Genomic DNA, 24963 nt, shown 5'->3' with positions numbered 1-24963 from the left:
AGACACCAGATGATCATTCGCGATGCGACCGATGCCGATGCGGGCTTTCTCACGCAGATTTATAACCATGAAGTTTTGAACGGCACCGCACTGTGGACGGATATCCTCGTGGATGAGGCAAACCGTCTGGCGTTTCTGGCAGACCGTCGCGCGGCGGGGTTCCCTGTGTTTGTCGGAGAGGTCGACGGCGTGGCGGCGGGGTATTCCACCTATGGCACGTTTCGCGGCAAGGATGGCTATGACCTCACGGTCGAACATTCGGTCTATCTGCTGCCCGAATTTCAGGGGCAGGGATTGGGGCCGAAACTGATGCAGGCGATCATTGATCGGGCACGGGAACAGGGGCTCCATGCGATGATCGCGAGTGTTGAGGCGGGGAACACAGGGTCCGTCCGCCTGCATGAACGCATGGGATTTGTAGAGGTCGCGCGGATGCCGCAGGTCGGTAAGAAATTCGGGCGATGGCTGGATATGTTGTTCCTGCAATTGACCTTGGATGATCGGCCCGCTCCATAAAAAAACGCCCCCGAAGTCGGGGGCGTTTTCGTTTCGATAGACTGCTGATTAGGCCAGCATTGCAATCGGGTTTTCGAGGTTCGCTTTGATCGCCTCGAGAAGTTGTGCGCCCAGTGCGCCGTCGATCACGCGGTGGTCAACGGAGAGGGTGACGGACATGACTGTCGCCACTTTGATCTGGTCGTCCGCGCCAACCACAGGTTTCTTGACGCCTGCGCCGACGGCGAGGATGCCAGAGTGCGGCGGGTTGATGATGGCGTCGAAGTTGTCGATGCCGAACATGCCGAGGTTGGAGATCGCGAAGGAGCCACCCTGATATTCATGCGGCGCGAGTTTGCGGTCGCGAGCACGTTTGGCGAGGTCTTTCATTTCTGCCGACAGAGCCGAGAGCGATTTGCTGTCCGAGTTCTTGAGAACCGGAGTGAACAAGCCGCCTTCGATCGCAACAGCCACAGCCACGTCAGAGTTCTTGAACTTCAGCACGCGGTCGCCAGCCCAAACAGCGTTCGCTTCTGGGATTTGTTGCAGGGCCAATGCGCAGGCTTTGATGATGAAATCGTTGACCGAAAGTTTGACGCCACGGTCGCCGAGTTTCGCATTGAGCTGCGCGCGGAAGGCAAGCAGGTCGTCCAGTTCGATGTCGCGGCGCAGGTAGAAGTGCGGAACCGACTGCTTTGCCTCGGTAAGGCGGGCAGCGATGGTTTTGCGCATACCGTCGAGTTTGACTTCCTCGAAATCGGTGCCTTCGTACATTTTGAGCACGGCATCGGTGGATGGGCCTTGGGCCATGGCAGCGGCAGGGGCCGCAGCCTTGGGTGCCTCGGTCGCAGCAGCGGGAGCGGCCGCTTTGGGTGCTGCGGTTGCACCTTCGACGTCCGATTTCACGATACGACCACGCGGGCCAGAGCCAGCGATGGCAGAGAGGTCGAGACCTTTCTGTTCTGCGATGCGACGTGCGAGCGGCGATGCAAAGACGCGGTTACCGTCTTTGACAGGCGCTGCTGGGGCAGGTGCCGCAGCAGCAGGTTCAGCCGCCGCAGCAGGGGCCGCAGCCGCAGGCGCCGCAGCAGGTGCAGAAGCGCCCGCTGCAGGAACCTCTTCGCCCTCTTCGACGAGGATTGCGATCAGGGTGTTAACCTTTACGCCTTCTGTGCCCTCGGCGATCACGATCTTACCAACGATGCCTTCGTCCACGGCTTCGAATTCCATGGTGGCTTTGTCGGTTTCAATCTCGGCGATGATGTCGCCCGATTTTACTTCGTCACCCTCTTTGACCAGCCATTTGGCCAGCGTGCCTTCCTCCATCGTGGGGGACAGGGCGGGCATGAGAATTTCTGTAGCCATTTCTCTGTCTCCTTAGCGGTAGGTGACTTGCTTCACGGCGTCGATGACTTCGGCCGTGGTGACAAGAGCGTGCTTTTCGAGGTTTGCGGCGTAGGGCATCGGAACGTCTTTGCCGGTGCAGTTCAGAACAGGCGCGTCGAGGTAATCGAACGCGTGTGTCATCACATAGGCCGACAGGTGGTTGCCGATAGAGCCGACGGGCCAGCCTTCTTCGACTGTGACCATGCGGTTGGTTTTCATCACCGAAGCAATCACGGTGTCGTAGTCCAACGGACGCAGGGTGCGCAGGTCGATAACCTCGGCGTCGATGCCGTCTTCGGCCAGCTTTTCAGCGGCTTCGAGGGCGTAGGTCATGCCGATGCCGAAAGACACGATGGTCACGTCATTGCCAGAGCGGCAGACTTTGGCCTTGCCGAACGGGATGGTGAAATCGTCGAGCACCGGAACCTCGAAGGATTTACCGTAGAGGATTTCGTTTTCGAGGAAGATCACAGGGTTCGGATCGCGGATCGCCTGTTTCATCAGACCTTTGTAGTCCGCAGCCGAGTAGGGCATGACGACCTTGAGGCCAGGGATTTGCGCATACCATGCCGCGTAGTCCTGCGAGTGCTGTGCGCCCACACGAGCCGCTGCACCGTTCGGGCCACGGAACACCATTGGCGCCCCCATCTGACCGCCAGACATATAGAGCGTCTTAGCCGCAGAGTTGATGATGTGGTCGATGGCCTGCATTGCAAAGTTGAAGGTCATGAATTCGACGATCGGTTTCAGACCGCCGAATGCAGCGCCCGTTGCGATCCCTGCAAAGCCGTGTTCGGTGATCGGCGTGTCGATGACGCGCTTAGAGCCGAATTCGTCCAGCATCCCTTGGGAGATTTTGTAAGCACCTTGGTATTCGCCGACTTCTTCACCCATGAGGAACACGTCGGGGTCGCGGCGCATTTCTTCGGCCATCGCGTCACGCAGAGCTTCGCGGACGGTTTGGGTTTTCATCGGGGTGCCTTCGGGCCAGTCAGGGGACTGGTCGACCTTCGGTGCAGCAGGAGCCGCCGCCGCAGGGGCAGGGGCCGCAGCAGTAGCGGCAGGTGCAGCCTCGGCCGCAGGAGCCGATTGGCCAGCGTCCGCAGGAACCTCTTCGCCGTCTTCAACGAGAACAGCGATAGGGGTGTTCACTTTGACGTTTTCGGTGCCTTCAGCGATCAGGATTTTGCCCATGATGCCTTCGTCGACGGCCTCGAATTCCATCGTTGCTTTGTCGGTTTCGATCTCTGCGATGATGTCACCCGCAGAAATGGTGTCGCCCTCTTTTTTCAGCCATTTGGCCAGAGTGCCTTCTTCCATCGTCGGAGAGAGGGCGGGCATGAGAATTTCGGTTGCCATGAGTTAAGTCCTCCCTCGATCTTACGCGTAAATATCGGTCCACAGCTCATCAAGAGCCGGTTCCGGGCTGGTTTTCGCGAATTCGGCGGACTCGTTCACGATGTCTTTGATTTCCTTGTCGATCTTCTTCAGATCGTCTTCGGAGGCGTGGCTGCCTGTGAGCAACATGGCGCGGATCTGTTCGATCGGGTCACGCTCTTCGCGCATTTTCTGCACTTCTTCGCGGGTCCGGTATTTCGCAGGGTCTGACATGGAGTGGCCACGGTAGCGGTAGGTTTTGACCTCTAGGATGTAGGGGCCTTTGCCTGCGCGACAGTGAGCAACAGCACGCTCGCCAGCTTCTTTGACGGCGAGGACGGACATGCCGTCAACTTCTTCGCCTTTGATGCCGTAAGCTTCGCCGCGACCATAGAGCGAGGTCGATTTGGTCGAACGAGCAACAGAGGTGCCCATGGCGTATTGGTTGTTTTCGATGACGAAGATCACCGGAAGATCCCAAAGTTCTGCCATGTTGTAGGTCTCGTAGACCTGACCTTGGTTCGCAGCGCCATCGCCGAAGTACGCGAAGGTGACGTTGTCGTTGCCACGGTATTTGTCCGAGAAAGCAAGACCCGCACCAAGCGGAACCTGAGCGCCAACGATGCCGTGGCCGCCGTAGAAGTGCTTTTCCTTGGAGAACATGTGCATGGAGCCGCCCTTACCTTTGGAGTAGCCACCTTCGCGGCCGGTAAGTTCTGCCATCACACCGTTTGCATCCATACCACATGCGAGCATGTGACCGTGGTCGCGGTAGGAGGTGACGCGTTTGTCGCCCTCTTTGGTGCAAGCTTCGAGGCCGACGACGACCGCTTCTTGACCGATGTAGAGGTGACAGAAGCCGCCGATAAGACCCATGCCATAAAGCTGGCCGGCCTTTTCTTCGAAGCGGCGGATGAGAAGCATGTCACGGTAGTAGCTCAGCAGCTCTTCCTTGGACACGTTTGCCTGTGCGGCTGGTTTTCTAGCGGCCATAGGTCCTCCGTCCTGTGATGGCGATAGTTTAGTGTTAAACTATCTATACAGGATTGGGGTTTATAAAGCGAGTGTCAATATCGGTCAGGGGTGGATAGGTGGGTTGCACCGCGTGCAAGGCAGCGTGAAGCCCCTTTAAACAAAGGGCGAAAAGGGGCTCTGCCCCCTCGGCTGCGCCTTCACCCCCGGGATATTTGGGGCACAAAGGCAGGTTTATCGGGTGATTACGATCTCGTCCGAGCGGACCATGCCGAGCACATCGCGGGCGCGTTCGTCGAGCAGGTCAAGGTCGAGGTAGGTGTCAGAGAGGCGGCGGGTGAGGTTTTGCATATGTGCCACTTCGACATTCAGCGCGTCGAGGTCGGCCTGCAATTCGCGGGCTTGGGCATCGATTTCGGCACGGCGGAACACACCGTATTCGCCCTGCACAGCGGCAAAGGTGAAATAGAGACCCAGAAGGATCAAAACCGTGAAGTAGATAACAGAGCCCATGGCGGGCCGTGCGCTGCGATTCATAACATGCCTCAAAATCACCTCTGACGGGTGTTGACGCTAAATTCGCACATCTGATTCGCTTTGTGAATCCCCCAAAGGGTTATTTCACAAAGTTTTTTCGAGTAGAGTCAGGAAAGAAACAGGGCGCCCGAAGGCGCCCCGATGTGACCTTAACCTGCGACCGAAGCCTCAAAGATCGAGCCGACCGATGCGGCGAGCATGGCGTCGAATTCCGCGTCGGATTGTTTGGCCGAGAGGCCTTCGGTCAGGCCGCGCGAGAAGGAGGCGATCATGCCTGTCTGTTTCGACAGGAGGTCGTTTGCGTCCTTGCGGGAGTAGCCGCCCGAGAGAGCGACGACTTTCATCACGCGGGGATGATCGACGAGCGGTTTGTAGAAGTTCTCGACCGAAGGGAGCGAGAGTTTCAGCATCACCTGTTTGTCGGCGGGCAGAGCGTCCAACTGGGCGAGAATTTCGTCGCGCAGGATGGCTTCAGCCTCGGCTTTGTCGGCGATGGTGATGTTCACTTCGGGTTCGATGATCGGCATCAGACCGTGCGAAAGAACCTGCATCCCGATTTCAAACTGCTGGGCGACGACGGCTTTGATGCCTTCGGCGTTGGCGGCGTTGATCACAGAGCGTTCTTTGGTGCCAAAGATGCCTTTGGTTACGGCGCGCGCGAGAAGGGTGTCGAGCTCTGGCATCGGTTTCATCAGTTGAACGCCGTTTGCCTCGTCTGCGAGACCTTTGTCGATTTTCAGGAAAGGCACGACCGATTTTGCATTCCAGAGGAATTCAGCGGTCGGGGTGCCGTCGATGTCGCGGTCCATAGTCATTTCAAAGAGGATTGCGCCGACGATTTTATCGCCGGTGAAGGACGGGGATTTGATGATCCGCGACCGCATCTGGTGGATCATGTCGAACATCTCGGCGTCGCCGTTGTATTCGCTTTCTTCGACACCGTAGAGGCGCAGGGCCTTGGGGGTCGAACCGCCACTCTGGTCGAGAGCTGCGATAAAGCCTTTGCCTTCGGATACCTTAGCGGCCATCTGCGCGTTCATTACTAAATCCTCGTGAAATATTAAGAATTTTTAAGGCCTTAAACGGCCTGCGCCCCGCTTGTAGGAAAGCGGGGCGCAGGTTGCAAATGTGATAGCGATAACGATTTTTCGGATAACGCTATCAGCGTTTACTTTCTTTCAAAATGCTTCATCCGAGGGCGGCAACGCCAGGCAGGACCTTGCCTTCCATCCATTCAAGGAAGGCACCACCAGCGGTGGAGATGTAGGTAAAGGCCTCTGCTGCGCCCGCTTTGTTCAGGGCGGCGACGGTGTCACCCCCGCCCGCGACGGAGACGAGTTTGCCAGCCTTGGTCAGCTCTGCCGCTTTTTTCGCAGCGGCGTTGGTGGCGGCATCAAACGGTTCGATTTCAAAGGCACCGAGAGGGCCGTTCCAGATCAGGGTTTCGGCGCGGTCGAGCACTTCGCTGATGTAGGCGACGGTTTCGGGGCCAGCGTCGAGGATCATCGCGTCAGAGGGGACCGACTCTGGCACGACGGTTTCGTTGTCAGCGTTGGCTTTGAATTCGCGAGCAACGACGACATCGCGGGGCAGGATGATCTCGCAGCCTGCATCGGCGGCTTTAGCAAGGATATCGCGCGCGGTGTCCGCCAGATCATGTTCGCAGAGCGATTTGCCGACATTGACGCCTTGGGCGGCGAGGAAGGTGTTCGCCATACCACCGCCGATGACGAGGTGATCGACTTTGCCAACGAGGTTGCCGAGGAGGTCGAGTTTGGTCGAGACTTTCGCGCCGCCAACAACGGCAACAACAGGACGCACGGGCGAACCGAGGGCTTTTTCCAATGCGCTGAGTTCTTCGGCCATCAGACGACCCGCGCAGGAGGGCAGGAGGTGCGCGACGCCTTCGGTGGTGGCGTGGGCGCGGTGCGCGGCAGAGAATGCGTCGTTGCAATAGATATCGCCCAAGGTCGCAAGGTATTGCGCCATCTCTGGGTTGTTCTCTTCTTCCATCGGGGTAAAGCGGGTGTTTTCCACCAGCACGATGGTGCCGTGGGTGAGAGTTTTCATCTCGTCTGCGTTCGGGACTTCGACAAAGGTGACGGGCGAACCAAGCGCGGCTTCAAGTGCGGGCAGGGTCACGCGGAGAGACATTTCCGGAACGACTTTACCTTTGGGGCGGCCAAAGTGGGCGAGGAGGATCGGAATACCGCCAGCCGCAACGATGTCTTTGACGGTGGGCACAATGCGGTCGATGCGGGTTGTATCGGTCACAACGCCGTTTTCGACAGGGACGTTGATATCCACGCGCACCAGAACGCGTTTTCCATTGAGGTCCATATCGTCGAGTGTTTTCCAAGCCATCTGCGCCTCCGTCAAATCTTGGGTTGATATCTGATAGCGGTATCCTCGTTATCGCCTTTCAACGCAAGGTCTGGGAGCATCCCTTGGCAAGGACGTGCAAGAGGCTTATGTCAGTGTGCAAAGAACGCGAAATCAAGGAGGTCCCCGTGGCCGATATCAAAGACCCCGAAAACACAGTGATCATCGAGCTCAAAGACGGTCAGGTCGTCATTGAACTGCTGGCGGACGTTGCACCCGCACACACTGCCCGCATGAAAGAGCTGGCACGCGCAGGCAAATACGACGGCGTTGTGTTCCACCGCGTGATCGACGGTTTCATGGCGCAGACCGGTGACGTTGAGCATGGCAATATCGACAGCGATGCCTACAACAAAAACCGCGCGGGCACGGGTGGGTCGGACCTGCCTGATCTGCCTGCAGAGTTTTCGAAATTGCCGCACGACCGTGGCACGCTCGGTGCGGCGCGTTCGATGAACCCGAACTCGGCCAACAGCCAGTTCTTTATCAACTTCAAAGACAACCATTTCCTGAACGGCCAATACACCGTTTACGGTCGTGTGCTGTCGGGCATGGAATTTGTCGACAAGATCGTGCGTGGCGAACCGCCGGTCGATCCCGACAAAATGATCAGCGTGAAAGTGGCAGCAGATGTATAAGCTCGCGTGTGTTCTGACCTTGGTGGCTGGCCCTGCGCTGGCAACGGGGTTGGATGTGACCGTTTCCGGTCAGGCAAACGGCACGTTTCATATCGACCTTCTCGAAGATGTGGCTCCACAGCACGTTGCGCGGATCACAGAGCTGGCGAACCAAGGGCTCTATAATGGCGTGGTGTTCCACCGCGTGATTGACGGTTTCATGGCGCAGACGGGTGACGTCGAGTTTGGCCGCATGGGTGGTGATATGTCGATGGCGGGTATGGGTGGATCGACCCTGCCTGACCTTCCGGCAGAGTTCTCGGCCCTGCCGTTCGACCGTGGTGTTGTCGGTATGGCACGCGCCGCTGATCCGAATTCGGCCAACAGCCAGTTCTTTATCATGTTCCAGCCCGGCTATTTCCTGAACGGCGATTACACCGTCGTGGGCACTGTGACCGAAGGCATGGAGATCGTTGATGCGATCAAGCGCGGTGAAGGTGCAAACGGTGCTGTGATCGGTCAGCCTGACATGATGGCATCGGTGACTGTAACCGAGTGATCGGATCTGAATTGAGAGATTGAGAGCGGGGGCCAGTGGCCCCCGTTTTTATTTGGAGTGATGGGGGCGCTGCCCCCAAACCCCCGAGATATTTGAGGCACAAAGGGGCAACGAAAAAGGCCGCCCGTTTGACGGGGCGGCCTTTGGTATTCGGTGAGGGGCTGATTAGATCAGTTTGCCCATCGCGACGGCAGTGTCTGCCATGCGGTTCGAGAAGCCCCATTCGTTGTCGTACCATGTCAGGATGCGCACCATAGTGCCGTCCATGACCTTGGTCTGGTCGAGTGCGAAGGTCGACGAATGCGGATCGTGGTTGAAGTCGATCGAAACGTTCGGAAGCGAGGTGTAGCCGAGGATACCTTTGAGCGCGCCGTTCGAGGCTTCAACGATGGCTTCGTTGATTTCCGCAACGGTGGTGGCACGAGCGGCTTCAAATGTCAGGTCTACCACCGAGACGTTCGGGGTTGGAACGCGGATCGCAACGCCGTCGAGTTTGCCGTTCAGTTCCGGCAGCACGAGGCCAACGGCCTTGGCCGCGCCGGTCGAGGTTGGGATCATTGACATGGCAGCAGCGCGGGCGCGGTACAGGTCCTTGTGCATGGTGTCCAGCGTCGGCTGGTCGCCCGTGTAGGAGTGGATGGTGGTCATGAAGCCTTTGACGATGCCAACCGTGTCGTTGAGCACTTTGGCAACGGGCGACAGGCAGTTCGTGGTGCAAGACGCGTTCGAGACAACCAGTTGATCCGCGGTGAGCGTGTTGTGGTTCACACCGTAAACGATGGTGTTGTCCGCGCCGCCTGACGGGGCAGAGACCAGAACGCGTTTGGAGCCGTTTTCGAGGTGGAACGCTGCTTTTTCACGGTCGGTGAAGATGCCGGTGCATTCCAGCGCAATGTCCACGTCGCCCCAAGGCAAGTCTTTGGGATCGCGGATTGCGGTCACTTTGATCGGGCCGCGACCAACGTCGATGGTGTCTGCGGTGGTGGTCACTTCACCCGGAAAACGACCGTGAACAGAATCGAAGCGGATCAGGTGTGCGTTGGTTTCAACCGGACCCAGATCGTTGATCGCTACAACCTCGATATCGGTGCGGCCGGATTCAACGATTGCGCGCAGGACGTTGCGGCCGATGCGACCGAAACCGTTAATTGCGACTTTGACTGCCATAAGATGTCCTCCAGAACGGGGTAATGTTGGCGCTAACTCTCTCTGTTGGCGCTAACATTGCGATTTCTCGCCAAAGGTCAACAGTGAATAGGTCTAAACCAGCGCAATCAGCGCCAGAATGCCAACCATTCGGTCAGATCAAACAGTTCTTTGAGGATAAACAGGGTGCCCCCGAGGCCGAGAGCCAGATCGATGACGAAACCCGCCACGATCAACGCGAAAAGCGTGTAGGTCGTTGTGCTGTTCATGGCCACAGGTTTACCCCGCAGCCATGACGCTATGCAATTGATTAGTGAATGAGGCGGCCCATTGCGGCAGCAACGTCGGCCATACGTGCCGAGAAGCCCCATTCGTTGTCGTACCATGCCATGACGCGCACCATGCGGCCGACGACCTTGGTCTGGTCGGGAGCAAAGATCGACGATTCAGTGGTGTGGTTGAAGTCGATGGAAACCTTCTGTTCTGCGTCATAGCCCAGAACCATGCCCATGTAGCCCTGTGCGGCTTCGCGGACGATTTCGTTCACTTCATCAACGGTGACCGATTTTTCGGCGATGAAGGACAGGTCAACAGCGGATACGTTCGGGGTCGGAACACGGACAGCGGAACCGTCCAGTTTGCCCTTCATTTCAGGGAGCACTTCACCCAAAGCCTTAGCCGCGCCAGTTGATGTCGGGATCATCGCCATTGCTGCGGCACGTGCGCGGTAGAGGTCTTTGTGACGACGGTCGAGCGTCGGCTGGTCGCCGGTGTAGCTGTGGATCGTGGTCATGATGCCCGATTCAATGCCAATCGCGTCGTTGAGAACCTTTGCCAGCGGAGCAAGGCAGTTGGTGGTGCAAGAGCCGTTCGACACCATGCGGTCGTCAGCCAGCAGTTGGCGGTGGTTGACGCCATACACAACGGTGCGCTGAACGTTGGTCGCAGGGGCCGAAATCAGAACCTTTTTCGCGCCGCGATCGAGGTGAACAGCCGACTTTTGACCGTCGTTGAAGTTACCAGTGCATTCCAGAACCACGTCGACGCCGGACCAATCCAGCTCTTCGGGGTTGTAGGTCGACATCACTTCGATCGGGCCACGGCCCAGATCCATGGTGTTGCCGCTCACTGTGACCGGAGAGCCAAAGCGGCCATGAACGCTGTCATATTTCAGCAGGTGTGCGTTCGTCTCAATCGGGCCAGTGGCGTTGATTTTGACAACTTGCACGTCATTGCGGGCAGCTTCGGTGATGTGGGCGAGGGTGCAGCGGCCAATGCGGCCGAACCCGTTGATGCCGATGGTAACGGTCATGTCGTTTTTCATCCTCTGCAGCGTCAGCGTTTGCAGGGTCTGTACTTGGATGCTGCCTTGCGGCAAAGAAAAATCTGCAATTCGTGCAATATGTTAGCGATAAAAGTATGGTTGGTGTTGGGGTTGGCGCTAACGGTTTGCGCCAACAGCGCGGGGTTGTCATACGGTGAGGATAACGATCCAATTGAATTACGAATCTATAGGGGTGTGGGCATGAGTGGATTACTGGCATTGCTCGACGATGTGGCGGGTATCGCCAAAGTCGCAGCGGCGAGCGTCGATGATGTGGCAGCAGCGGCGGCAAAGGCGGGGACGAAAACGGCGGGCGTTTTGATTGACGATGCCGCCGTCACGCCAAGCTATGTGACGGGGTTCAAGCCCGATCGTGAACTGCCGATGATCGGAAAGATCACGCTTGGGTCGCTGAAGAACAAACTGGTGTTCCTGTTGCCCATCGCGCTTTTGCTGCCCAATTTCTTACCGCAAGCGATCACGCCTTTGCTGATGCTCGGCGGGTCGTATCTGTGTTTTGAAGGTGCAGAGAAGGTATTCCATCATTTCTTCCCTCATGGCGATCATGCCGTCGAAGAGGACATGGACATCAAAGATCCTGCCCACCTCGAAGAAGAGAAGGTCGCGGGTGCGATCAAGACCGACTTTATCCTCTCGGCTGAGATTATGACCATCGCGCTTTCGACGCTTGAGGCGAGCAGTATCTGGATGGAGGCCGCGACCTTGGCCGTCATCGCGGTAGGGATCACGGTTGCGGTTTATGGCACCGTGGCGCTGATCGTGAAGGCGGATGATGTGGGCCTGCACATTGCGCAGAACGCACGTCTGTCGGTGACGCGCGCGTTCGGGCGGGGGATCGTTAAGGCGATGCCGCCGCTGCTCAAGGCGCTTTCGTTTATCGGGACGCTCGCGATGCTTTGGGTCGGCGGGAACATCATGATCCACGGGCTGCACGATCTGGGCCTGCATGCGCCATATGAGGCCATTCATCATCTGGCAGAGGTTGCGTCCCATAGCGTTGGCGTGGCGACGGGCTTTGTCGCGTGGCTTGTCACGGCGGCCTGTGATGGTGTGATCGGGGTGATCTATGGCATGGCGCTGATCCCAGTTGCGACCAAGGTGATCGGGCCACTGATTGGCAAGGTTACGGGATCATCGGCAGGGCACTAACCCAAAGCGACCGAGACAAAGAAAAACGCCGCGCAGGATATGCGCGGCGTTCTTGTTTTCAGGGATGTGCAGATTAGCCCAAGAGAGCTTTGACTTTTTCTGCAACAGCTTCGGCAGTGATGCCGAATTTTTCGTAGAGCGTTTCTGCCGGAGCGGAAGCACCAAAGCTGTCCATACCAACAAAGCCAGCCTTCTGTTCGCGGCCACGTTCGCCGAGCAGGTATTTGTCCCAGCCCTGACGCACAGCAGCCTCAACCGCCACGCGGACGGGGCCAGCGGGCAGCACTTTTTTGCGGTAGGCTTCGTCCTGCTGGTCAAAGAGTTCCATACAAGGAACGGAGACAACGCGGGTGCCGATGCCAGCCGCTTCGAGGATGTCACGTGCTTTGAGCGCGATTTCGACTTCGGAACCCGTTGCCATCAGGATCGCCTGACGTTTGCCAGCTTCTGCGTCTTTCAGGACATAAGCACCCTGAGCGACGAGGTTCTTTGCTTTGTGTTCGGTACGAACGGTCGGCAGGTTCTGACGCGACAGGGCGAGAACCGACGGGGTCTTGTCCTGAGTGAGCGCGATTTCCCATGCCTCAGCGGTTTCCACGGTATCTGCAGGACGGAACACGAGGGTGTTCGGGGTCGCGCGCAGCATTGCGAGGTGTTCAACGGGCTGGTGGGTCGGACCGTCTTCGCCCAGACCGATGGAGTCGTGGGTCATGACGTAGACAACAGGCAGGTGCGACAGAGCCGAGAGGCGCATTGCGCCACGGGCGTAGTCGGTGAAGCACATGAACGTGCCGCCGTAAGGACGAACGCCGCCGTGCAGCGCCATGCCGTTCATCGCAGCAGCCATGCCGTGTTCACGGATGCCCCAGTAGATATAACGGCCAGCGCGGTTTTCAGGGTCGAATACGCCCAGATCGCCCGTTTTCGTGTTGTTCGAACCAGTCAAGTCAGCCGAACCCCCAACGGTCTCCGGCATGATCGGGTTCACCGCAGCCAGAACCATTTCCGACGACTTGCGGGTCGCAACGGATGGTGCCTTTTCGCTGATCTCTTTTTTCAGAGCGCGGATGGTGGCAGCCAGTTTCTTGGGGGCTTCACCAGCGAGCTGACGGTTGAATTCAGCCTGTTTGTTGGCCGATTGCGCAGCAAAGTTTGCTTCCCATTCTGCACGAGCCGCAGCACCGCGGGCACCGAAGGATTCCCACTGTGCCTTAACGTCTGCCGGGATTTCGAACGATCCCCAGTTGACGCCGTAGTTTGCTTTGGCGGCGGCGAGTTGCTCTTTGTCGGTCAATGCACCGTGACCCTTGGAGGTGTCTTGCGCAGCGTGGCCCAGTGCGATGTGGGTTTTGCATGCGATCATCGACGGACGCGGGTCTTTTTTCGCTTCAACGATCGCTGCGTCGATCGCAACAGGATCGTGGCCGTCAATTTCTACGACATGCCAGCCAGAGGCGCGGAAACGTGCGACCTGATCGGTTTTGTCGGACAGCTCTACCGTGCCGTCGATGGTGATGTTGTTGTTGTCCCAGAACACGATCAGGTGCGACAGTTCGTGTTTGCCAGCCAGACCGAGAGCTTCTTGGGAGACGCCTTCCATGAGGCAGCCGTCGCCAGCGATCACGTAGGTGTAGTGATCAACGATCTTTTTGCCGAAACGGGCGCGCTGGATCTCTTCCGCCATCGCGAAACCGACAGAGTTCGAGATACCCTGGCCGAGCGGACCAGTGGTCACTTCAACACCGTCGAGCAGGAAGTTCTCTGGGTGGCCAGCGGTTTTCGCGCCCCACTGACGGAAGTTCTTGATCTCGTCGAGCGATACTTCTGCATAACCTGTGAGGTACAGCAGGGAGTAGATCAGCATAGAGCCGTGACCCGCCGACAGAATGAAACGGTCGCGGTTCGGCCAGAGCGGAGCCTTGGGGTCGAAATTCAGGTGCTTTTCGAACAGCACGGTCGCCACGTCGGCCATGCCCATCGGCATACCAGAGTGGCCCGAGTTCGCAGCCGTAACGGCATCGAGCGTCAGGGTGCGGATAGCCGCAGCTTTCATCCAGTGATCGGGGTGCGCGGCGCGCAGGGCAGCAATATCCAAGTGTCCGGTCCTTTGCTGTTGGGCGATTGGTTTACAGCGTCATAACAGGGTGTCCTACAAGATCAAGCAGGACCGTTAAGTCATTGGCGATGTTCGTAGGCTGGGCCTTTGCCCTTGGCCTCGATTGACTTAGGCTTTGAGGAATAGATCACGATTCGGGCCTGTCGCGGGGGCAATGGACCCCAACGACGTTACAGAAGCCCTAGGAGGACGCGCAGATGACCGAGATATCAGAGCTTGAAGGGCGCATTTCCGCTGCCCTCGACCGGATTCGCAGCGGCGTTTCTGCCTTAGAAAACAAAGCGGTAGTGTCGGGTGACGCGCCTGTGGCTGCGGCGTCGGATGACGACCGTGTGGCCCAGCTAGAAGCGGATTTGGCAGCCCAAAAGGACGTCAACGCCCAGCTTGAGGAACGCGTTAAGGTGCTCAAATCCCGTCAGGACAGCGTTATCGCGGACCTGAACAGTGGTGCTGAGCGAGCGAAAGAGCAGCTTCGATCGTTTGAGGCTGACTTGGAAAAATTGCGCGAAGAAAATGCGGTCCTTCGGGATGTGAGCGAAAATCTGCGTAAGGCGGCGGAGGCCGACGGGATTGATGCCGCGATGATCAACCGCGCGATGCAGGCGGAACTGGATGCGCTGCGGGCGCTGCGGGCTGCTGAGGCTGCTGAGGTCGCAACCATTCTGGCCGAACTGAAACCCTTGATCGAGGAGGCGAAATAATGCCGCAAGTCGTGATTAAAATCGGGGGTCGTTCGTTTGAAGTGGCCTGTCAGGAGGGTGAAGAATCGTTCCTGCAATCGGCGGCTGCACTGTTAGATGCCGAGGCGTCGAGTTTTGCAGCCCAAGCGGGTCGTATGCCTGAATCGCAACTTCTTTTGATGTCGGGTTTGTTGCTGGCGGATAAAACCGTCGCGATTGAGGACCGTCTGCGCGAGGCCGAGGCCAAGATCGCGGAATTGGAACTTAAGGCGGCGAACCCTAAAGAAGTTGCCGTTCCTGTCGTTCCAACAGCTGTGACCGACACGCTCAAGGAACTCGCTGCGCGAGCCGAAGCGTTGGCGGATGAAGTGGACGACAAACTAAAGGCATAACTCATGCGTATTGCGGCGGCCCTTTTGGCGTTGTTGCCAGCAACAGGGCAGGCCGCAGGGCTGAGCCACTCGATCTATATTTGCGACCGCGAGATCAAATTAGATGTGGTATACGTGCAGTCCGATGGCCCCGATCAGGCTATTGTGATGGCCGAAGGTCATATCGCGATGCTCTCTGCCGTGCCCAGCTCGGAGGGCAAGCGCTATCGTAACTCGCCAGTGGCCTCTGACTATGTCTGGTGGGTCAAGGACCGTGAGGCGATGCTGGGTTGGTATGATGCAGCCACAGGCAACGAAGCGGTCGTTTACCAATCCTGTAATCGGGTATCGACGGAATGAAAAAAGGCGCCTCACAGGGCGCCTTTTCCAATAGGTCGTCTGCGAGTTACTGGTTCGCAGCGCGGATTTGTTCCGCTTTCTCTTTGTCAAAGGCAACGCCTTCTTTTTCAAAGAGTTCATCCAGTTCGCCCGAGAGCGTCATCTCGGTGATGATGTCGCAACCGCCCACGAACTCGCCTTTGACGTAGAGTTGCGGGATGGTCGGCCAGTCGGAGTATTCTTTGATGCCCTGACGGATTTCTTCGTCAGCCAGAACGTTCACGTCGGCATAGTCCACGCCCATGAAGTTCAGGACGCCAGCAACGCGGGACGAGAACCCACACTGCGGCATGGTTTTTGTGCCTTTCATATAGAGCACAACGTCATTGGAGGTGACGGTTTCTTTGATTTTGTCAGCTGTCGACATGTGTCTTTCCTTAGTCCGGTGCCTTGGTGGTCAGTGCCAAAGCATGCAATTCGCCTTGTGATCCGTCCATTTTGCCCTTGAGCGCCGCGTAGACAGCGCGCTGCTGCTGGACGCGGTTCATATCGCGGAAGCTTTCGTCTTCGACGTAGGCAGCAAAGTGCTGACCGTCGTCGCCCTGAACCTGCACTTTGGCAGCGGGGAATGCTTCGCGGATTAGGCTTTCGATTTCTTCTGCGGTGATCGCCATTCGTGGGCCTCCTGTCTTAACTAAGATGTAGGACGGCGCGGGACGGGCCGCAAGCGATTAGCGGTCGACAAATTTACGCATGTCGCTGAGGAAGGCGTCAAAGGCGGCTTTTTGCTCTGTGGTATCGGCCCAAAGGCGCGAGAGTTTCCGCAAAAGCTCTGCACGGCGGGCCTCTAATTCCGGGGGTAGGCTGTAGGTTTCAGCGGCAACCAGCATCGTCATGCGTTCATGGATCGGACGCAGGTTCGCGAAATCGCGCATCATCGCGGGCAAGAGTTCGGGCGCATCGCGCCAGCTTTCGCCGTTGAAGCGTTCTTGGGTGACGCGCTGACCCGCGCCCGCGCAGTCATAGAGCGTGCAGCCTTTAAACCCGCGGGGTTCCAGATCGTCGTGAATCGTGCAGAGGTGCTTGCCCAGATTGGGGCAGGGCGTGCCTGCGGCCTTATCAATGGCGAACATCGGGCCTTTGTCCAAGACGAGGCTCACACAGCAGAGCGCTGCGCAGTTCATGCAGTCGGATTTCAGGTCGGGGAGCGTCATCAACGGGCAGAGACGAAAAGGCCCGCACAGTGGCGGGCCTGATCGGTATTAGTGGATTGCAGTGTAGAACGAGGACCGGAAAATCTCGGTCAGTTCTGCGAGCGGTGCAGACGATCCGCCAAAGCTCACATCCGTGCCGCCGAATTTACCAACGGTCTGCAGGGTCACACCTGCCTGACCTGCGGCGATCATCAGTGCCTCTGCCTTGTCAAAGCTACACGCGATCAGGTAGCGGCCCTGATCCTCACCAAAGAGGGTCGGGGTGTCGGATGCATCGAGCGAGACACCTACGCCAGCGGCTTCGGCCATTTCAAAGGCAGCAAGCGCCAGACCACCGTCAGCAAGGTCGGTGCAAGCGTTGATCAGCGCGCGGTTTGCGCGGATGAAATCGCCATGTGCGGCTTCGGCGGCCAGATCGACATGCGGTGCATCGCCGTCTTCGCGGTTATACACTTCAGCGAGCAGGGCCGACTGACCAAGGTGGCCAGTAGTTTCACCCAAGAGCAGCAGAACGTGACCGTCACGCGCGGTGCCGAGGATCGCATCCTTGAGGTTGTCGATCAGACCAACGGCGCAGATGGTCGGTGTCGGCAGGATGCCTTGACCATCGGTTTCATTGTAGAGCGATACGTTGCCCGACACGATCGGTGTATCGAGCGCGATGCACGCCTCGCCGATGCCCTGCAGGGCGCCAACGAACTGGCCCATGATCTCTGGCTTCTCGGGGTTGCCAAAGTTCAGGTTGTCGGTCGTTGCCAGCGGCTTTGCCCCGACGGCAGAGAGGTTACGGTAGGCTTCGGCAACGGCTTGTTTGCCGCCCTCTACAGGGTTTGCCTTAACGTAGCGCGGGGTCACGTCAGAGGTGAAGGCAACTGCCTTGTCAGTGCCGTGGATCCGCACGATGCCAGCGCCCAAGCCCGGTTTGCGAACGGTGTCGCCCATAACTTGGCTGTCGTATTGTTCGTAAACCCACTGTTTGCCAGCGTAGTTCGGGGACGAAATCAGCGCCTTCAGGCCGTCAATCGCGTCAACGCCAGGGACATCCGCCATAGGTGCTGCCGCTGGGGTCGGAACCCACGGGCGGTCGTATTCAGGGGCCGAGGACGACAGCTCGGAGAGCGGCAGGTCTGCTTTGACCTCATTACCGTGCAGGATGACGAAACGGTCTTCGGCGATGGTTTCACCTACGATTGCGAAATCGAGGTCCCATTTTTCGAACACGGCGCGGGCTTCGGCCTCAAGCTCTGGGTTCAGAACCATGAGCATACGCTCTTGGGATTCAGAGAGCATCATTTCGTAGGCGGTCATGTTGGGTTCACGCTGGGGAACGCGGTCCAGTTCCAGTTTGATGCCCAAGTGACCTTTGTCGCCCATTTCAACTGCGGAACAGGTGAGGCCAGCCGCACCCATGTCCTGAATGGAGATCACAGCGCCCGTGCGCATCAGTTCCATGCAAGCTTCCATCAGGCGTTTTTCGGTGAACGGGTCACCAACCTGAACGGTGGGGCGTTTTTCTTCGATCGTGTCGTCGAATTCTGCCGATGCCATGGTCGCACCGCCAACACCGTCACGACCTGTTTTTGCACCGAGGTACACAACTGGCATGCCGACACCAGACGCCGCCGAATAGAAGATCTTGTCCGCGTCAGCGAGGCCAGCCGCGAAAGCGTTTACGAGGCAGTTGCCGTTGTAGGCGGGGTGAAAGCGCACTTCGCCACCGACGGTCGGCACGCCGAAACAGTTGCCGTAACCGCCAACGCCCTCAACCACGCCATTGACGAGCTGTTTGGTTTTCGGGTGATCGGCTGCACCGAACGAGAGCGAGTTCATCGCTGCAATCGGACGGGCGCCCATTGTAAATACGTCGCGCAGGATGCCGCCAACACCTGTTGCCGCACCCTGATAGGGTTCGATGTAGGACGGGTGGTTGTGGCTTTCCATTTTGAAGACAATCGCCTGACCGTCGCCGATATCGACAACACCGGCGTTCTCGCCCGGACCGCAGATCACTTGCGGGCCTTTGGTCGGCAGACCGCGGAGCCATTTTTTGGACGACTTATAAGAACAGTGTTCGTTCCACATCGCAGAGAAGATGCCGAGCTCGGTGAATGTCGGCTCTCGTCCGATAATCTCGAGGATACGTTCATACTCATCTGGCTTGAGGCCGTGAGCAGCAATCAGGTCTTCGGTGATTTTCGGATCGTCCATGGTCTTTCCCCGCAGGCTGGAAGTGCCGTCCTATTAGGGCAAGCAGGCTTTGGGGGGAAGGCCCGCAGGTGACGCGAGGGCAAAAAAAAATCGCCGGGACGATGCCCGGCGAAGTCCAACAGGGAGGTTGAAGTGATGAGCGTATAAGCATCATCGGCTTCGAAGGCTCAAATAGGCAGCAGTTTGTGAACGATCAAGGAAAAACCCTATCAACCTGAGACATGCCCGTTATGCACTCACAGCATAGCTTTGCTTAGGAGGGCGTCTCGTTGTCGCGTATCTTACGACGGTGGTTGAATATTTCTTCTTGAACGAAGTCCCGAAAGGCCGAGACGCGTTTCGATTGGCGCAGTTCTTCGGGGTAGGCGAGGAAGACTGGAACCTCACCGGATTCGATTTCTGGCATCACGCGAACGAGCTGCGGGAAGTCTTCGGTCAGGTAATCGGGCAGAACGCCGACGCCTAAATTCGCCAAAACTGCCTGCAACGCACCGAAATAGTTGTTCACGGTGAGTGTGCTGAGGACGTCATAGCCCAGCAAATGTTGCACCAGTGACGCGCCCGCAGAGACCTGAGCCGAATTCGGGCTCTGGCATATCAGACGGTGCGCCGAGATTTCTTCGACCGTGGTGAGCGGCGCATGGGTGTCGAGGTAGTCCTGAGTCGCATAAAGACGCATCCGAATGTTCATCAGGCGTTTGCGGATCAGGTCGGCCTGTGACGGCTCTTTCATGCGGATCGCAACGTCGGCTTCGCGCATGGGCAGGTCGAGCACCCGCTCTTCGAGCATCAGGTCGATTTTGAGTTCTGGGTATTTTTCGTAGAGTTTCGGCAAACGCGGTGCGAGCCACATGGTGCCGAAGCCCGTGGTGGTGGTCACTTTCAACTCACCGAACACTTCTTCTTCGCTGTCGCGGATACGCGCGGCGGCGGCCTCAAGCCGTTTGTTCATCGCGCGAGTGGCGTCGAACAGCAATTCGCCTTGTTCTGTCAGGATCAGACCACGGGCATGGCGGTGGAACAGGGTGGTGTTCAGAGATTCCTCGAGTGAGCGAATTTGACGGCTTACCGCAGATTGGGACAGGTGCAGTGTTTCGCCAGCGTGGGTCAGCGACCCAGCATCCGCAACTGCGTGAAATATCCGAAGTTTATCCCAATCCATCTGTCTCTTTACCCGCCTGTTGTACCGCTCACTATGACATGACCATTACTTATCGTCATAGCAGCTATGCAACCTGATAGGCCATGAAAATCATAGAGGTAGTGGCGCTAACGGATAATTTGTAACGGAAATGCGAAATTACGGGCAGTTTGCCCTTCTCCAGTGCCTTTTTGGCGGGCCTCTCGATATATCTTTCTCACTCCGAGGGAATCAGCCGAGACGATCCAAGATGCGCCGTTCCGACCGCCATGTGGCCCGCGATATCAGTTATGCCAGCGCCGTGGCGAACAGAGGGGGACGCGTCCTCGTCCGCACGATGGAAAACGTCACGGGGCGGTTGCGTCTCATTCGGCAGGCCAAAGGGTATGACCGAGAGGTCGCTGAGGGTCGCGATTTCTGGCAGGTGATGGTCGAACGCTATCGACTGGGTCTGCAGATCACCAAAGGATCGCTGAGTGATATCCCCGCGGAGGGGCCTGTGGTCGTGGTGGCGAACCATCCCTACGGTATCCTTGACGGGATGATGATGGGATTGATCCTGTCCGAACGGCGCGGCGGTGATTTCCGCGTGCTCGCGCATCAGGTGTTTCGCCGTTCTGCCGACCTCGAACGGGTGATCCTGCCGATCAGTTTTGACGAAACCAAAGAAGGTGCGCGGTTGAACCTTGAAACCCGTGCGGAGGCGATACGTTACCTCAAGCAGGGTGGGGCGATTGGGATTTTCCCTGGGGGCACTGTTTCGACCGCACATCGTGGGTTTGATCGGCCTCTGGACCCGATGTGGCGCAATTTCACCGCCAAGATGGTTGCGAAATCGGGGGCGACTGTGGTGCCGCTTTATTTCGATGGGCAGAACAGCCGCCTGTTCCAGCTCGCCAGCCGTTTGCACTACACCCTGCGTATGGGGCTTTTGATCCGCGAGTTTCGCGCTCGCGTCGGATCGAGCGTCAAAGTTGCCGTGGGCGCGCCGATTTCGCCACAGGAACTTGCCCCTTATGCCTCTGACCCCAAAGCGATGATGGATTTCCTGCGGGAACGGACGTATGCATTAAGCGAACGCCCCGACGGGACCAACCGTCTGGGCTTTGAATTCGAGGCGAAATACAGGAAACGCTAATGGCGGTCGGGGTTTTTGATAGTGGTTTGGGTGGGTTAACGGTTCTGGACGCATGCCAGAAGCGCCTGCCTGACGTTCCCTTTGTTTATTTCGGGGATAACGCCCATGCGCCTTATGGTGTGCGGGATGCCGATGACATCTATGATCTGACCACCAAAGCCGTCGCCCGTATGTGGGACGAAGGCTGCGACCTTGTGATTATCGCCTGTAATACGGCCTCTGCGGCGGCTCTGCGTCGGATGCAGGAATCATGGGTGCCGCGTGACAAACGCGTGCTCGGTGTTTTCGTACCGTTGATCGAAGCGCTGACCGAACGGCAGTGGGGCGATAACTCGCCACCGCGCGAGGTCGAGGTTAAACACGTTGCGCTCTTTGCGACCCCTGCCACCGTGCGGAGCCGTGCGTTCCAGCGGGAACTGGCGTTTCGTGCGATCGGCGTGGACGTTGAGGCGCAAGCCTGCGGCGGCGTGGTGGATGCGATTGAGGACGGGGATATGATCCTCGCCGAAGCTCTCGTTCGGAGCCATGTTGAGGCGCTGCAGCGCAAGATGCCCGAACCTGATGCGGCGATCCTTGGCTGTACGCATTACCCGATCATGGAAAAAGAATTCCAAGACGCGCTGGGTCCGAACGTGAAAGTGTTTTCTCAGGCGAACCTCGTTGCGGCGAGCCTTGAGGACTACCTGAAGCGTCGGCCTGAAATGCTGGGGGCAGGGACGGACACTGTCTATCTGACCACGGGCAATCCGTCGAAGGTTTCTGATCGCGCGACACAGTTCTTGCGACGAAAGGTCGAATTCATTTCGGCCTAATTCGGCAAACCCGCCGGTTGCGGTGGGGCTCATCCTTACCTATCTCACTCCTCAAACGGGAGACCCCTATGACTTATAACGTCGCTATTCTTGGCGCTTCTGGCTACACAGGCGCCGAACTCGTGCGGATCATCGCAACGCACCCGAACCTACGGATTGCTGCGCTCTCTGCGGATCGTAAGGCAGGCATGCAGATGTCGGACGTGTTCCCGCACCTGCGCCATCTGGACTTACCGACGCTCTGCACGATTGATGAGATCGACTTTGATCAGATCGACCTCGCGTTTGCCGCTCTGCCTCATGGGCTCAGCCAAGCGCTCGTCCGTGATCTGCCGAAAAACGTTAAGGTCGTGGACCTTGGCGCAGATTTCCGTCTGCGTGATCCAGCGGCCTATGAAAAATGGTATGGCGCGCCGCATGTGGCGACCGACCTTCAGAAAGAAGCCGTCTACGGTCTGACCGAGTTCTATCGCGACGACATTAAAAATGCGCGTCTTGTGGCGGGTACAGGCTGTAACGCGGCGACGGTGCAATTTGCGCTGCGCCCGTTGATTTCGGGCGGGTTGATCGACCTCGATGACATCATCTGCGACCTGAAAAACGGTATATCTGGCGCGGGTCGGAGCCTCAAAGAGAACATGCTCTTTGCAGAGCGGTCGACCGATGTGATGGGCTATAGCCAAGGCGGAAAACACCGTCACTTGGGCGAATTCGATCAAGAATTCAGCCTGTTAGCCGGTCGCCCTGTAGAAATCATGTTTACCCCGCATCTGGTGCCCGTGAACCGTGGTATCCTCGCGTCCTGCTATGTGCGCGGCGATGCTCAAGCGATCCATGCGGCGCTGGTGGAACAGTACAAAGATGAGCCGTTCATCGTGGTGCTTCCTTTTGGCGCGGCTCCGTCGATGGGCAATGTGACGGGTTCGAACTATTGTCATATTGGTGTGGTAGGCGACCGCAAGTCCGGACGGGCGATGGTTGTCTCTACGCTCGATAACCTGAACAAAGGGTCGTCGGGTCAGGCTGTGCAGAACGCAAACCTCATGCTGGGGCTGCCTGAAACCGAAGGCCTGCTATTGGCACCGGTATTCCCATGAGTGGTTTGAAAAGCCTGAAAAAGAAACGTCGTATCCAGATTATCGTTCTGGCCTTTGTTGCGCTTGCGCTCTCGGCCGGTCTGATCGGATATGGGTTCCGCGATGGTATCAACTTCTACCGCGATCCGACCGATGTGATCGCGGCACCGCCCCCCGCTAACGAAGTGTTCCGCCTCGGTGGACTGGTCGAAGAGGGGTCATTGGTCCGTGGTGAGAGCGAGACAATCACCTTTAACGTAACGGACGGTGCAGAGGTTATTCCGGTAACCTATACGGGCATCCTGCCTGATCTCTTTGGTGAAAATCAGGGGATGATCGGCACGGGTAAATACGTGAACGGCACCTTTGAAGCCTCTGAAATCCTTGCCAAACACGACGAGGATTACATGCCGAAAGAAGTTCTCGACAGCCTCAAGGATTCGGGTCTCTACGTTGATCCGAACGCTGCTGCAGGCGAGAGTTAACCTTTGTCTGTCATGCTTGGCCTCAATCAAAAAGAGGCCGAGCCATGCAGACTGTCCAAGAGATTGCCAAAGGTATCGTCGCCCGTGAGGGTGGCTATGTAAACGATCCCGCCGACCCCGGTGGTCCCACGAAACACGGTGTTACCCTTGCCACGCTGCAACGCTTGCGGCGTGATGTGACTGGGGACGGGCGCATTGACGACCGCGATGTGCGGGCACTGCGCGAAACGGACGCCGTCGATATCTTCGTCGAACATTATTTTAACCAGCCACGGATCGGCGAATTGCCAGAACCGCTACAGGCGAGCGTGTTCGATATGTACGTGAACGCGGGCGCGGGGGCGGTGCGCATCCTCCAGCGACTGTTGTGCGATATGCGGATAGCCGTTGCGATTGACGGGGTTTTGGGGCCGCAGACGATTTCGGCTACACATCGCGGGTATGATGCCGCACCTGATCATATCGTCGATGCCTATGGGATCGCGCGGCGCAACTATTACTACGCTTTGGCCGACGGTCGCCCGTCGCTGCGCAAATTCGCAACCCGTCGGGATGGTGGCAAAGGCGGCTGGATCCTCCGCGCCGAAGCCTTTGTCAGCCCTCGTTATCACCTCTCGGATGAGGCGCATAAGGCGCGGGTGTCGGCATGGGGGTAATCGCACGCATCATGGACGCTCTGTTCGGAAGTGGTCGCAATATTGTCGCGGAAACCGTTGGAATATTTGCAGAAAACACAGAGGCAGGCGCGGTGCGCGATGCCTCGGCCAAGGCTCAGGCGCGCGACCAGTTCGCCGCAGAGTTCAGGGGGGACCGCAAGGGACTGTTTGATCGGGTGATAGACGGACTCAACCGTCTGCCCCGTCCCTTGTTGGCATTCGGAACGCTGGGGCTGTTCGTAATGGCGATGGTCGATCCGATCTGGTTTGCGGGTCGGATGCAGGGGATCGCGTTGGTGCCAGAGCCGCTCTGGTGGTTGATGGGCGCGATTGTGTCTTTCTATTTCGGCGCTCGCCATCAGGCCAAAGCGCAGGATTTCCAGCAGTCTGTGGCCGATACCGCCGCCCAAGCCGCCGTTGTGACCTCGCGGGTCAAGGCGATCGAAGCACTCGGCGCGGGGGCCACGTTTTCGGTTCCTGCGGCAGAGCCGAACCCCGCGTTAGAGGACTGGAGGGCAGATCATGACCGATGAGTGGGCGCAGCTTGTGGACCAGCGGATCGCACGGTTGGAGACGTCAAACGCCGTGGATGAAGTGGTCCGTACAACGGTGGACTCTCGCCTCCATGCCATTGAGGACATGCTGAAATGGCTGATCCGTCTGGTGATGGGCGGGTTGATTATGGCGATGGTGGCCTATGTAGTCGCAGGGGGAATGGCCTTGTCGGTTTAGCCCTGCGTCAAGGTGAACCAGAAGAAACCA

29 protein-coding genes are annotated in these 24963 nt (G+C 57.9%); 14 read left to right on the top strand and 15 right to left on the bottom strand.

Features of this window, described 5'->3' with window-relative positions; all coding sequences use genetic code 11:
- Positions 1–9: 9 nt before the first annotated feature.
- On the top strand, positions 10–516 hold the full coding sequence (locus BSK21_RS07660) for a GNAT family N-acetyltransferase (protein ID WP_067545609.1): 507 nt from the start codon (positions 10–12) through the stop codon (positions 514–516).
- Between the two features lie 48 nt (positions 517–564).
- On the opposite strand, the gene BSK21_RS07655 is transcribed toward BSK21_RS07660, so the two are convergent.
- The 6 genes from BSK21_RS07655 to pgk all read right to left on the bottom strand — a co-directional run bounded on the left by BSK21_RS07655 (position 565) and on the right by pgk (position 7131).
- Positions 565–1860 carry a pyruvate dehydrogenase complex dihydrolipoamide acetyltransferase gene (locus BSK21_RS07655; RefSeq protein WP_067545608.1) on the bottom strand — a complete coding sequence of 432 codons (1296 nt, stop codon included), beginning with the start codon at positions 1858–1860 and terminating at the stop codon, positions 565–567.
- Positions 1861–1872: 12 nt separating this feature from the next.
- Positions 1873–3240, bottom strand: a complete 1368-nt coding sequence (locus BSK21_RS07650) for a pyruvate dehydrogenase complex E1 component subunit beta (protein ID WP_067545605.1) — start codon at positions 3238–3240, stop codon at positions 1873–1875.
- A 21-nt stretch (positions 3241–3261) separates the two neighbouring features.
- Positions 3262–4251 (bottom strand): pyruvate dehydrogenase (acetyl-transferring) E1 component subunit alpha, encoded by a 990-nt coding sequence (gene pdhA, locus BSK21_RS07645; RefSeq protein WP_067545602.1) that lies wholly within the window; start codon positions 4249–4251, stop codon positions 3262–3264.
- A gap of 213 nt (positions 4252–4464) precedes the next feature.
- Positions 4465–4767 (bottom strand): septum formation initiator family protein, encoded by a 303-nt coding sequence (locus BSK21_RS07640; RefSeq protein ID WP_067545599.1) that lies wholly within the window; start codon positions 4765–4767, stop codon positions 4465–4467.
- A 149-nt stretch (positions 4768–4916) separates the two neighbouring features.
- A complete protein-coding gene (locus BSK21_RS07635) occupies positions 4917–5807 on the bottom strand; it encodes a fructose bisphosphate aldolase (protein WP_067545596.1) in 891 nt (296 codons plus the stop codon).
- 148 nt (positions 5808–5955) lie between these two features.
- Positions 5956–7131 carry a phosphoglycerate kinase gene (gene pgk / locus BSK21_RS07630; protein ID WP_067545593.1) on the bottom strand — a complete coding sequence of 392 codons (1176 nt, stop codon included), beginning with the start codon at positions 7129–7131 and terminating at the stop codon, positions 5956–5958.
- Between the two features lie 146 nt (positions 7132–7277).
- On the opposite strand from pgk, the gene BSK21_RS07625 reads away from it, so the two are divergent.
- Together BSK21_RS07625 and BSK21_RS07620 are read left to right on the top strand one after the other, a co-directional pair.
- Positions 7278–7787, top strand: a complete 510-nt coding sequence (locus BSK21_RS07625; protein WP_067546563.1) for a peptidylprolyl isomerase — start codon at positions 7278–7280, stop codon at positions 7785–7787.
- Positions 7780–8325 carry a peptidylprolyl isomerase gene (locus BSK21_RS07620; protein WP_067545590.1) on the top strand — a complete coding sequence of 182 codons (546 nt, stop codon included), beginning with the start codon at positions 7780–7782 and terminating at the stop codon, positions 8323–8325. Before BSK21_RS07625 ends, BSK21_RS07620 begins: the two co-directional genes overlap by 8 nt.
- Positions 8326–8490: 165 nt before the next feature.
- Here the strand turns inward: BSK21_RS07620 and gap (BSK21_RS07615) are convergent, their stop codons facing one another.
- The 3 genes from gap (BSK21_RS07615) to gap (BSK21_RS07610) all read right to left on the bottom strand — a co-directional run bounded on the left by gap (BSK21_RS07615) (position 8491) and on the right by gap (BSK21_RS07610) (position 10783).
- A complete protein-coding gene (gene gap / locus BSK21_RS07615) occupies positions 8491–9492 on the bottom strand; it encodes a type I glyceraldehyde-3-phosphate dehydrogenase (protein WP_067545587.1) in 1002 nt (333 codons plus the stop codon).
- A gap of 107 nt (positions 9493–9599) precedes the next feature.
- A complete protein-coding gene (locus BSK21_RS15875) occupies positions 9600–9740 on the bottom strand; it encodes a glyceraldehyde-3-phosphate dehydrogenase (RefSeq protein WP_156529513.1) in 141 nt (46 codons plus the stop codon).
- Positions 9741–9781: 41 nt separating this feature from the next.
- Positions 9782–10783, bottom strand: a complete 1002-nt coding sequence (gene gap, locus BSK21_RS07610; RefSeq protein WP_067545584.1) for a type I glyceraldehyde-3-phosphate dehydrogenase — start codon at positions 10781–10783, stop codon at positions 9782–9784.
- Between the two features lie 213 nt (positions 10784–10996).
- Between gap (BSK21_RS07610) and BSK21_RS07605 the strand changes: the two genes are divergently transcribed.
- Entirely contained in the window at positions 10997–11965 is a 969-nt protein-coding gene (locus BSK21_RS07605; protein ID WP_067545581.1) for a DUF808 domain-containing protein, read from the top strand.
- A gap of 73 nt (positions 11966–12038) precedes the next feature.
- Here the strand turns inward: BSK21_RS07605 and tkt are convergent, their stop codons facing one another.
- Positions 12039–14060, bottom strand: a complete 2022-nt coding sequence (tkt, locus tag BSK21_RS07600) for a transketolase (RefSeq protein WP_067545578.1) — start codon at positions 14058–14060, stop codon at positions 12039–12041.
- Between the two features lie 218 nt (positions 14061–14278).
- On the opposite strand from tkt, the gene BSK21_RS07595 reads away from it, so the two are divergent.
- The 3 genes from BSK21_RS07595 to BSK21_RS07585 are packed head-to-tail and all read left to right on the top strand — an operon-like array spanning position 14279 to position 15492.
- On the top strand, positions 14279–14782 hold the full coding sequence (locus tag BSK21_RS07595; RefSeq protein ID WP_067545575.1) for a hypothetical protein: 504 nt from the start codon (positions 14279–14281) through the stop codon (positions 14780–14782).
- A complete protein-coding gene (locus BSK21_RS07590) occupies positions 14782–15153 on the top strand; it encodes a cell division protein ZapA (protein WP_067545572.1) in 372 nt (123 codons plus the stop codon). The genes BSK21_RS07595 and BSK21_RS07590 overlap by 1 nt, the downstream gene beginning before the upstream one ends.
- A gap of 3 nt (positions 15154–15156) precedes the next feature.
- Entirely contained in the window at positions 15157–15492 is a 336-nt protein-coding gene (locus BSK21_RS07585) for an MliC family protein (protein ID WP_067545569.1), read from the top strand.
- A 46-nt stretch (positions 15493–15538) separates the two neighbouring features.
- On the opposite strand, the gene grxD is transcribed toward BSK21_RS07585, so the two are convergent.
- The 5 genes from grxD to BSK21_RS07560 all read right to left on the bottom strand — a co-directional run bounded on the left by grxD (position 15539) and on the right by BSK21_RS07560 (position 20055).
- Positions 15539–15898, bottom strand: a complete 360-nt coding sequence (gene grxD / locus BSK21_RS07580; RefSeq protein ID WP_067545566.1) for a Grx4 family monothiol glutaredoxin — start codon at positions 15896–15898, stop codon at positions 15539–15541.
- A gap of 10 nt (positions 15899–15908) precedes the next feature.
- Complete coding sequence (locus tag BSK21_RS07575) at positions 15909–16145, bottom strand: BolA/IbaG family iron-sulfur metabolism protein (protein WP_067545563.1); 237 nt, start codon at positions 16143–16145, stop codon at positions 15909–15911.
- Between the two features lie 57 nt (positions 16146–16202).
- Positions 16203–16685: a hypothetical protein gene (locus BSK21_RS07570; RefSeq protein WP_067545560.1), complete on the bottom strand. Its 483-nt coding sequence runs from the start codon at positions 16683–16685 to the stop codon at positions 16203–16205.
- 48 nt (positions 16686–16733) lie between these two features.
- Positions 16734–18893: a phosphoribosylformylglycinamidine synthase subunit PurL gene (purL, locus tag BSK21_RS07565; RefSeq protein ID WP_067545556.1), complete on the bottom strand. Its 2160-nt coding sequence runs from the start codon at positions 18891–18893 to the stop codon at positions 16734–16736.
- Between the two features lie 253 nt (positions 18894–19146).
- Complete coding sequence (locus BSK21_RS07560; protein WP_067545554.1) at positions 19147–20055, bottom strand: LysR family transcriptional regulator; 909 nt, start codon at positions 20053–20055, stop codon at positions 19147–19149.
- Between the two features lie 229 nt (positions 20056–20284).
- Here BSK21_RS07560 and BSK21_RS07555 point away from each other — a divergent pair, with 229 nt between their 5' ends.
- The 7 genes from BSK21_RS07555 (at position 20285) to BSK21_RS07525 (ending at position 24933) form a co-directional block, all read left to right on the top strand.
- Positions 20285–21172 (top strand): lysophospholipid acyltransferase family protein, encoded by an 888-nt coding sequence (locus BSK21_RS07555; protein WP_067545551.1) that lies wholly within the window; start codon positions 20285–20287, stop codon positions 21170–21172.
- Entirely contained in the window at positions 21172–21984 is an 813-nt protein-coding gene (locus tag BSK21_RS07550) for a glutamate racemase (protein WP_067545549.1), read from the top strand. The genes BSK21_RS07555 and BSK21_RS07550 overlap by 1 nt, the downstream gene beginning before the upstream one ends.
- 68 nt (positions 21985–22052) lie before the next feature.
- Positions 22053–23081, top strand: a complete 1029-nt coding sequence (argC, locus tag BSK21_RS07545; protein ID WP_067545546.1) for an N-acetyl-gamma-glutamyl-phosphate reductase — start codon at positions 22053–22055, stop codon at positions 23079–23081.
- 5 nt (positions 23082–23086) lie between these two features.
- Positions 23087–23545 carry a cytochrome c maturation protein CcmE gene (ccmE, locus tag BSK21_RS07540; RefSeq protein WP_067546560.1) on the top strand — a complete coding sequence of 153 codons (459 nt, stop codon included), beginning with the start codon at positions 23087–23089 and terminating at the stop codon, positions 23543–23545.
- A gap of 44 nt (positions 23546–23589) precedes the next feature.
- The gene (locus BSK21_RS07535) at positions 23590–24201 is read left to right on the top strand and encodes a holin-associated N-acetylmuramidase (protein WP_067545543.1); all 612 of its coding nucleotides are present in this window, start codon (positions 23590–23592) and stop codon (positions 24199–24201) included.
- Complete coding sequence (locus tag BSK21_RS07530; RefSeq protein WP_067545540.1) at positions 24192–24734, top strand: holin family protein; 543 nt, start codon at positions 24192–24194, stop codon at positions 24732–24734. The genes BSK21_RS07535 and BSK21_RS07530 overlap by 10 nt, the downstream gene beginning before the upstream one ends.
- Positions 24724–24933: a pseudouridine synthase gene (locus BSK21_RS07525; RefSeq protein ID WP_067545537.1), complete on the top strand. Its 210-nt coding sequence runs from the start codon at positions 24724–24726 to the stop codon at positions 24931–24933. Before BSK21_RS07530 ends, BSK21_RS07525 begins: the two co-directional genes overlap by 11 nt.
- Positions 24934–24963: the final 30 nt, after the last annotated feature.

The organism is Marivivens sp. JLT3646, assembly GCF_001908835.1.
Classification (GTDB): Bacteria; Pseudomonadota; Alphaproteobacteria; order Rhodobacterales; family Rhodobacteraceae; genus Marivivens; species Marivivens geojensis.
Note: the sequence above shows the minus strand (reverse complement) of the source record. Positions and strands in the feature narration are given on the sequence as shown.

Excerpts from the sequence above, each read along its gene's own strand:
- BSK21_RS07655 (WP_067545608.1), bottom strand. The coding sequence starts at position 1,860 with ATGGCTACAGAAATTCTCATGCCCGCCCTGTCCCCCACGATGGAGGAA.
- BSK21_RS07575 (WP_067545563.1), bottom strand. The coding sequence starts at position 16,145 with ATGGCGATCACCGCAGAAGAAATCGAAAGCCTAATCCGCGAAGCATTC.
- BSK21_RS07570 (WP_067545560.1), bottom strand. The coding sequence starts at position 16,685 with ATGACGCTCCCCGACCTGAAATCCGACTGCATGAACTGCGCAGCGCTC.
- BSK21_RS07635 (WP_067545596.1), bottom strand. The coding sequence starts at position 5,807 with ATGAACGCGCAGATGGCCGCTAAGGTATCCGAAGGCAAAGGCTTTATC.
- BSK21_RS07550 (WP_067545549.1), top strand. The coding sequence starts at position 21,172 with ATGGCGGTCGGGGTTTTTGATAGTGGTTTGGGTGGGTTAACGGTTCTG.
- BSK21_RS07535 (WP_067545543.1), top strand. The coding sequence starts at position 23,590 with ATGCAGACTGTCCAAGAGATTGCCAAAGGTATCGTCGCCCGTGAGGGT.
- BSK21_RS07650 (WP_067545605.1), bottom strand. The coding sequence starts at position 3,240 with ATGGCAACCGAAATTCTCATGCCCGCCCTCTCTCCGACGATGGAAGAA.
- argC (WP_067545546.1), top strand. The coding sequence starts at position 22,053 with ATGACTTATAACGTCGCTATTCTTGGCGCTTCTGGCTACACAGGCGCC.
- BSK21_RS07595 (WP_067545575.1), top strand. The coding sequence starts at position 14,279 with ATGACCGAGATATCAGAGCTTGAAGGGCGCATTTCCGCTGCCCTCGAC.
- BSK21_RS07530 (WP_067545540.1), top strand. The coding sequence starts at position 24,192 with ATGGGGGTAATCGCACGCATCATGGACGCTCTGTTCGGAAGTGGTCGC.
- BSK21_RS07640 (WP_067545599.1), bottom strand. The coding sequence starts at position 4,767 with ATGAATCGCAGCGCACGGCCCGCCATGGGCTCTGTTATCTACTTCACG.
- pdhA (WP_067545602.1), bottom strand. The coding sequence starts at position 4,251 with ATGGCCGCTAGAAAACCAGCCGCACAGGCAAACGTGTCCAAGGAAGAG.
- BSK21_RS07605 (WP_067545581.1), top strand. The coding sequence starts at position 10,997 with ATGAGTGGATTACTGGCATTGCTCGACGATGTGGCGGGTATCGCCAAA.
- BSK21_RS07590 (WP_067545572.1), top strand. The coding sequence starts at position 14,782 with ATGCCGCAAGTCGTGATTAAAATCGGGGGTCGTTCGTTTGAAGTGGCC.
- BSK21_RS07660 (WP_067545609.1), top strand. The coding sequence starts at position 10 with ATGATCATTCGCGATGCGACCGATGCCGATGCGGGCTTTCTCACGCAG.
- BSK21_RS07525 (WP_067545537.1), top strand. The coding sequence starts at position 24,724 with ATGACCGATGAGTGGGCGCAGCTTGTGGACCAGCGGATCGCACGGTTG.
- BSK21_RS07560 (WP_067545554.1), bottom strand. The coding sequence starts at position 20,055 with ATGGATTGGGATAAACTTCGGATATTTCACGCAGTTGCGGATGCTGGG.
- pgk (WP_067545593.1), bottom strand. The coding sequence starts at position 7,131 with ATGGCTTGGAAAACACTCGACGATATGGACCTCAATGGAAAACGCGTT.
- grxD (WP_067545566.1), bottom strand. The coding sequence starts at position 15,898 with ATGTCGACAGCTGACAAAATCAAAGAAACCGTCACCTCCAATGACGTT.
- purL (WP_067545556.1), bottom strand. The coding sequence starts at position 18,893 with ATGGACGATCCGAAAATCACCGAAGACCTGATTGCTGCTCACGGCCTC.
- BSK21_RS15875 (WP_156529513.1), bottom strand. The coding sequence starts at position 9,740 with ATGAACAGCACAACGACCTACACGCTTTTCGCGTTGATCGTGGCGGGT.
- BSK21_RS07585 (WP_067545569.1), top strand. The coding sequence starts at position 15,157 with ATGCGTATTGCGGCGGCCCTTTTGGCGTTGTTGCCAGCAACAGGGCAG.
- gap (WP_067545584.1), bottom strand. The coding sequence starts at position 10,783 with ATGACCGTTACCATCGGCATCAACGGGTTCGGCCGCATTGGCCGCTGC.
- BSK21_RS07620 (WP_067545590.1), top strand. The coding sequence starts at position 7,780 with ATGTATAAGCTCGCGTGTGTTCTGACCTTGGTGGCTGGCCCTGCGCTG.
- gap (WP_067545587.1), bottom strand. The coding sequence starts at position 9,492 with ATGGCAGTCAAAGTCGCAATTAACGGTTTCGGTCGCATCGGCCGCAAC.
- BSK21_RS07555 (WP_067545551.1), top strand. The coding sequence starts at position 20,285 with ATGCGCCGTTCCGACCGCCATGTGGCCCGCGATATCAGTTATGCCAGC.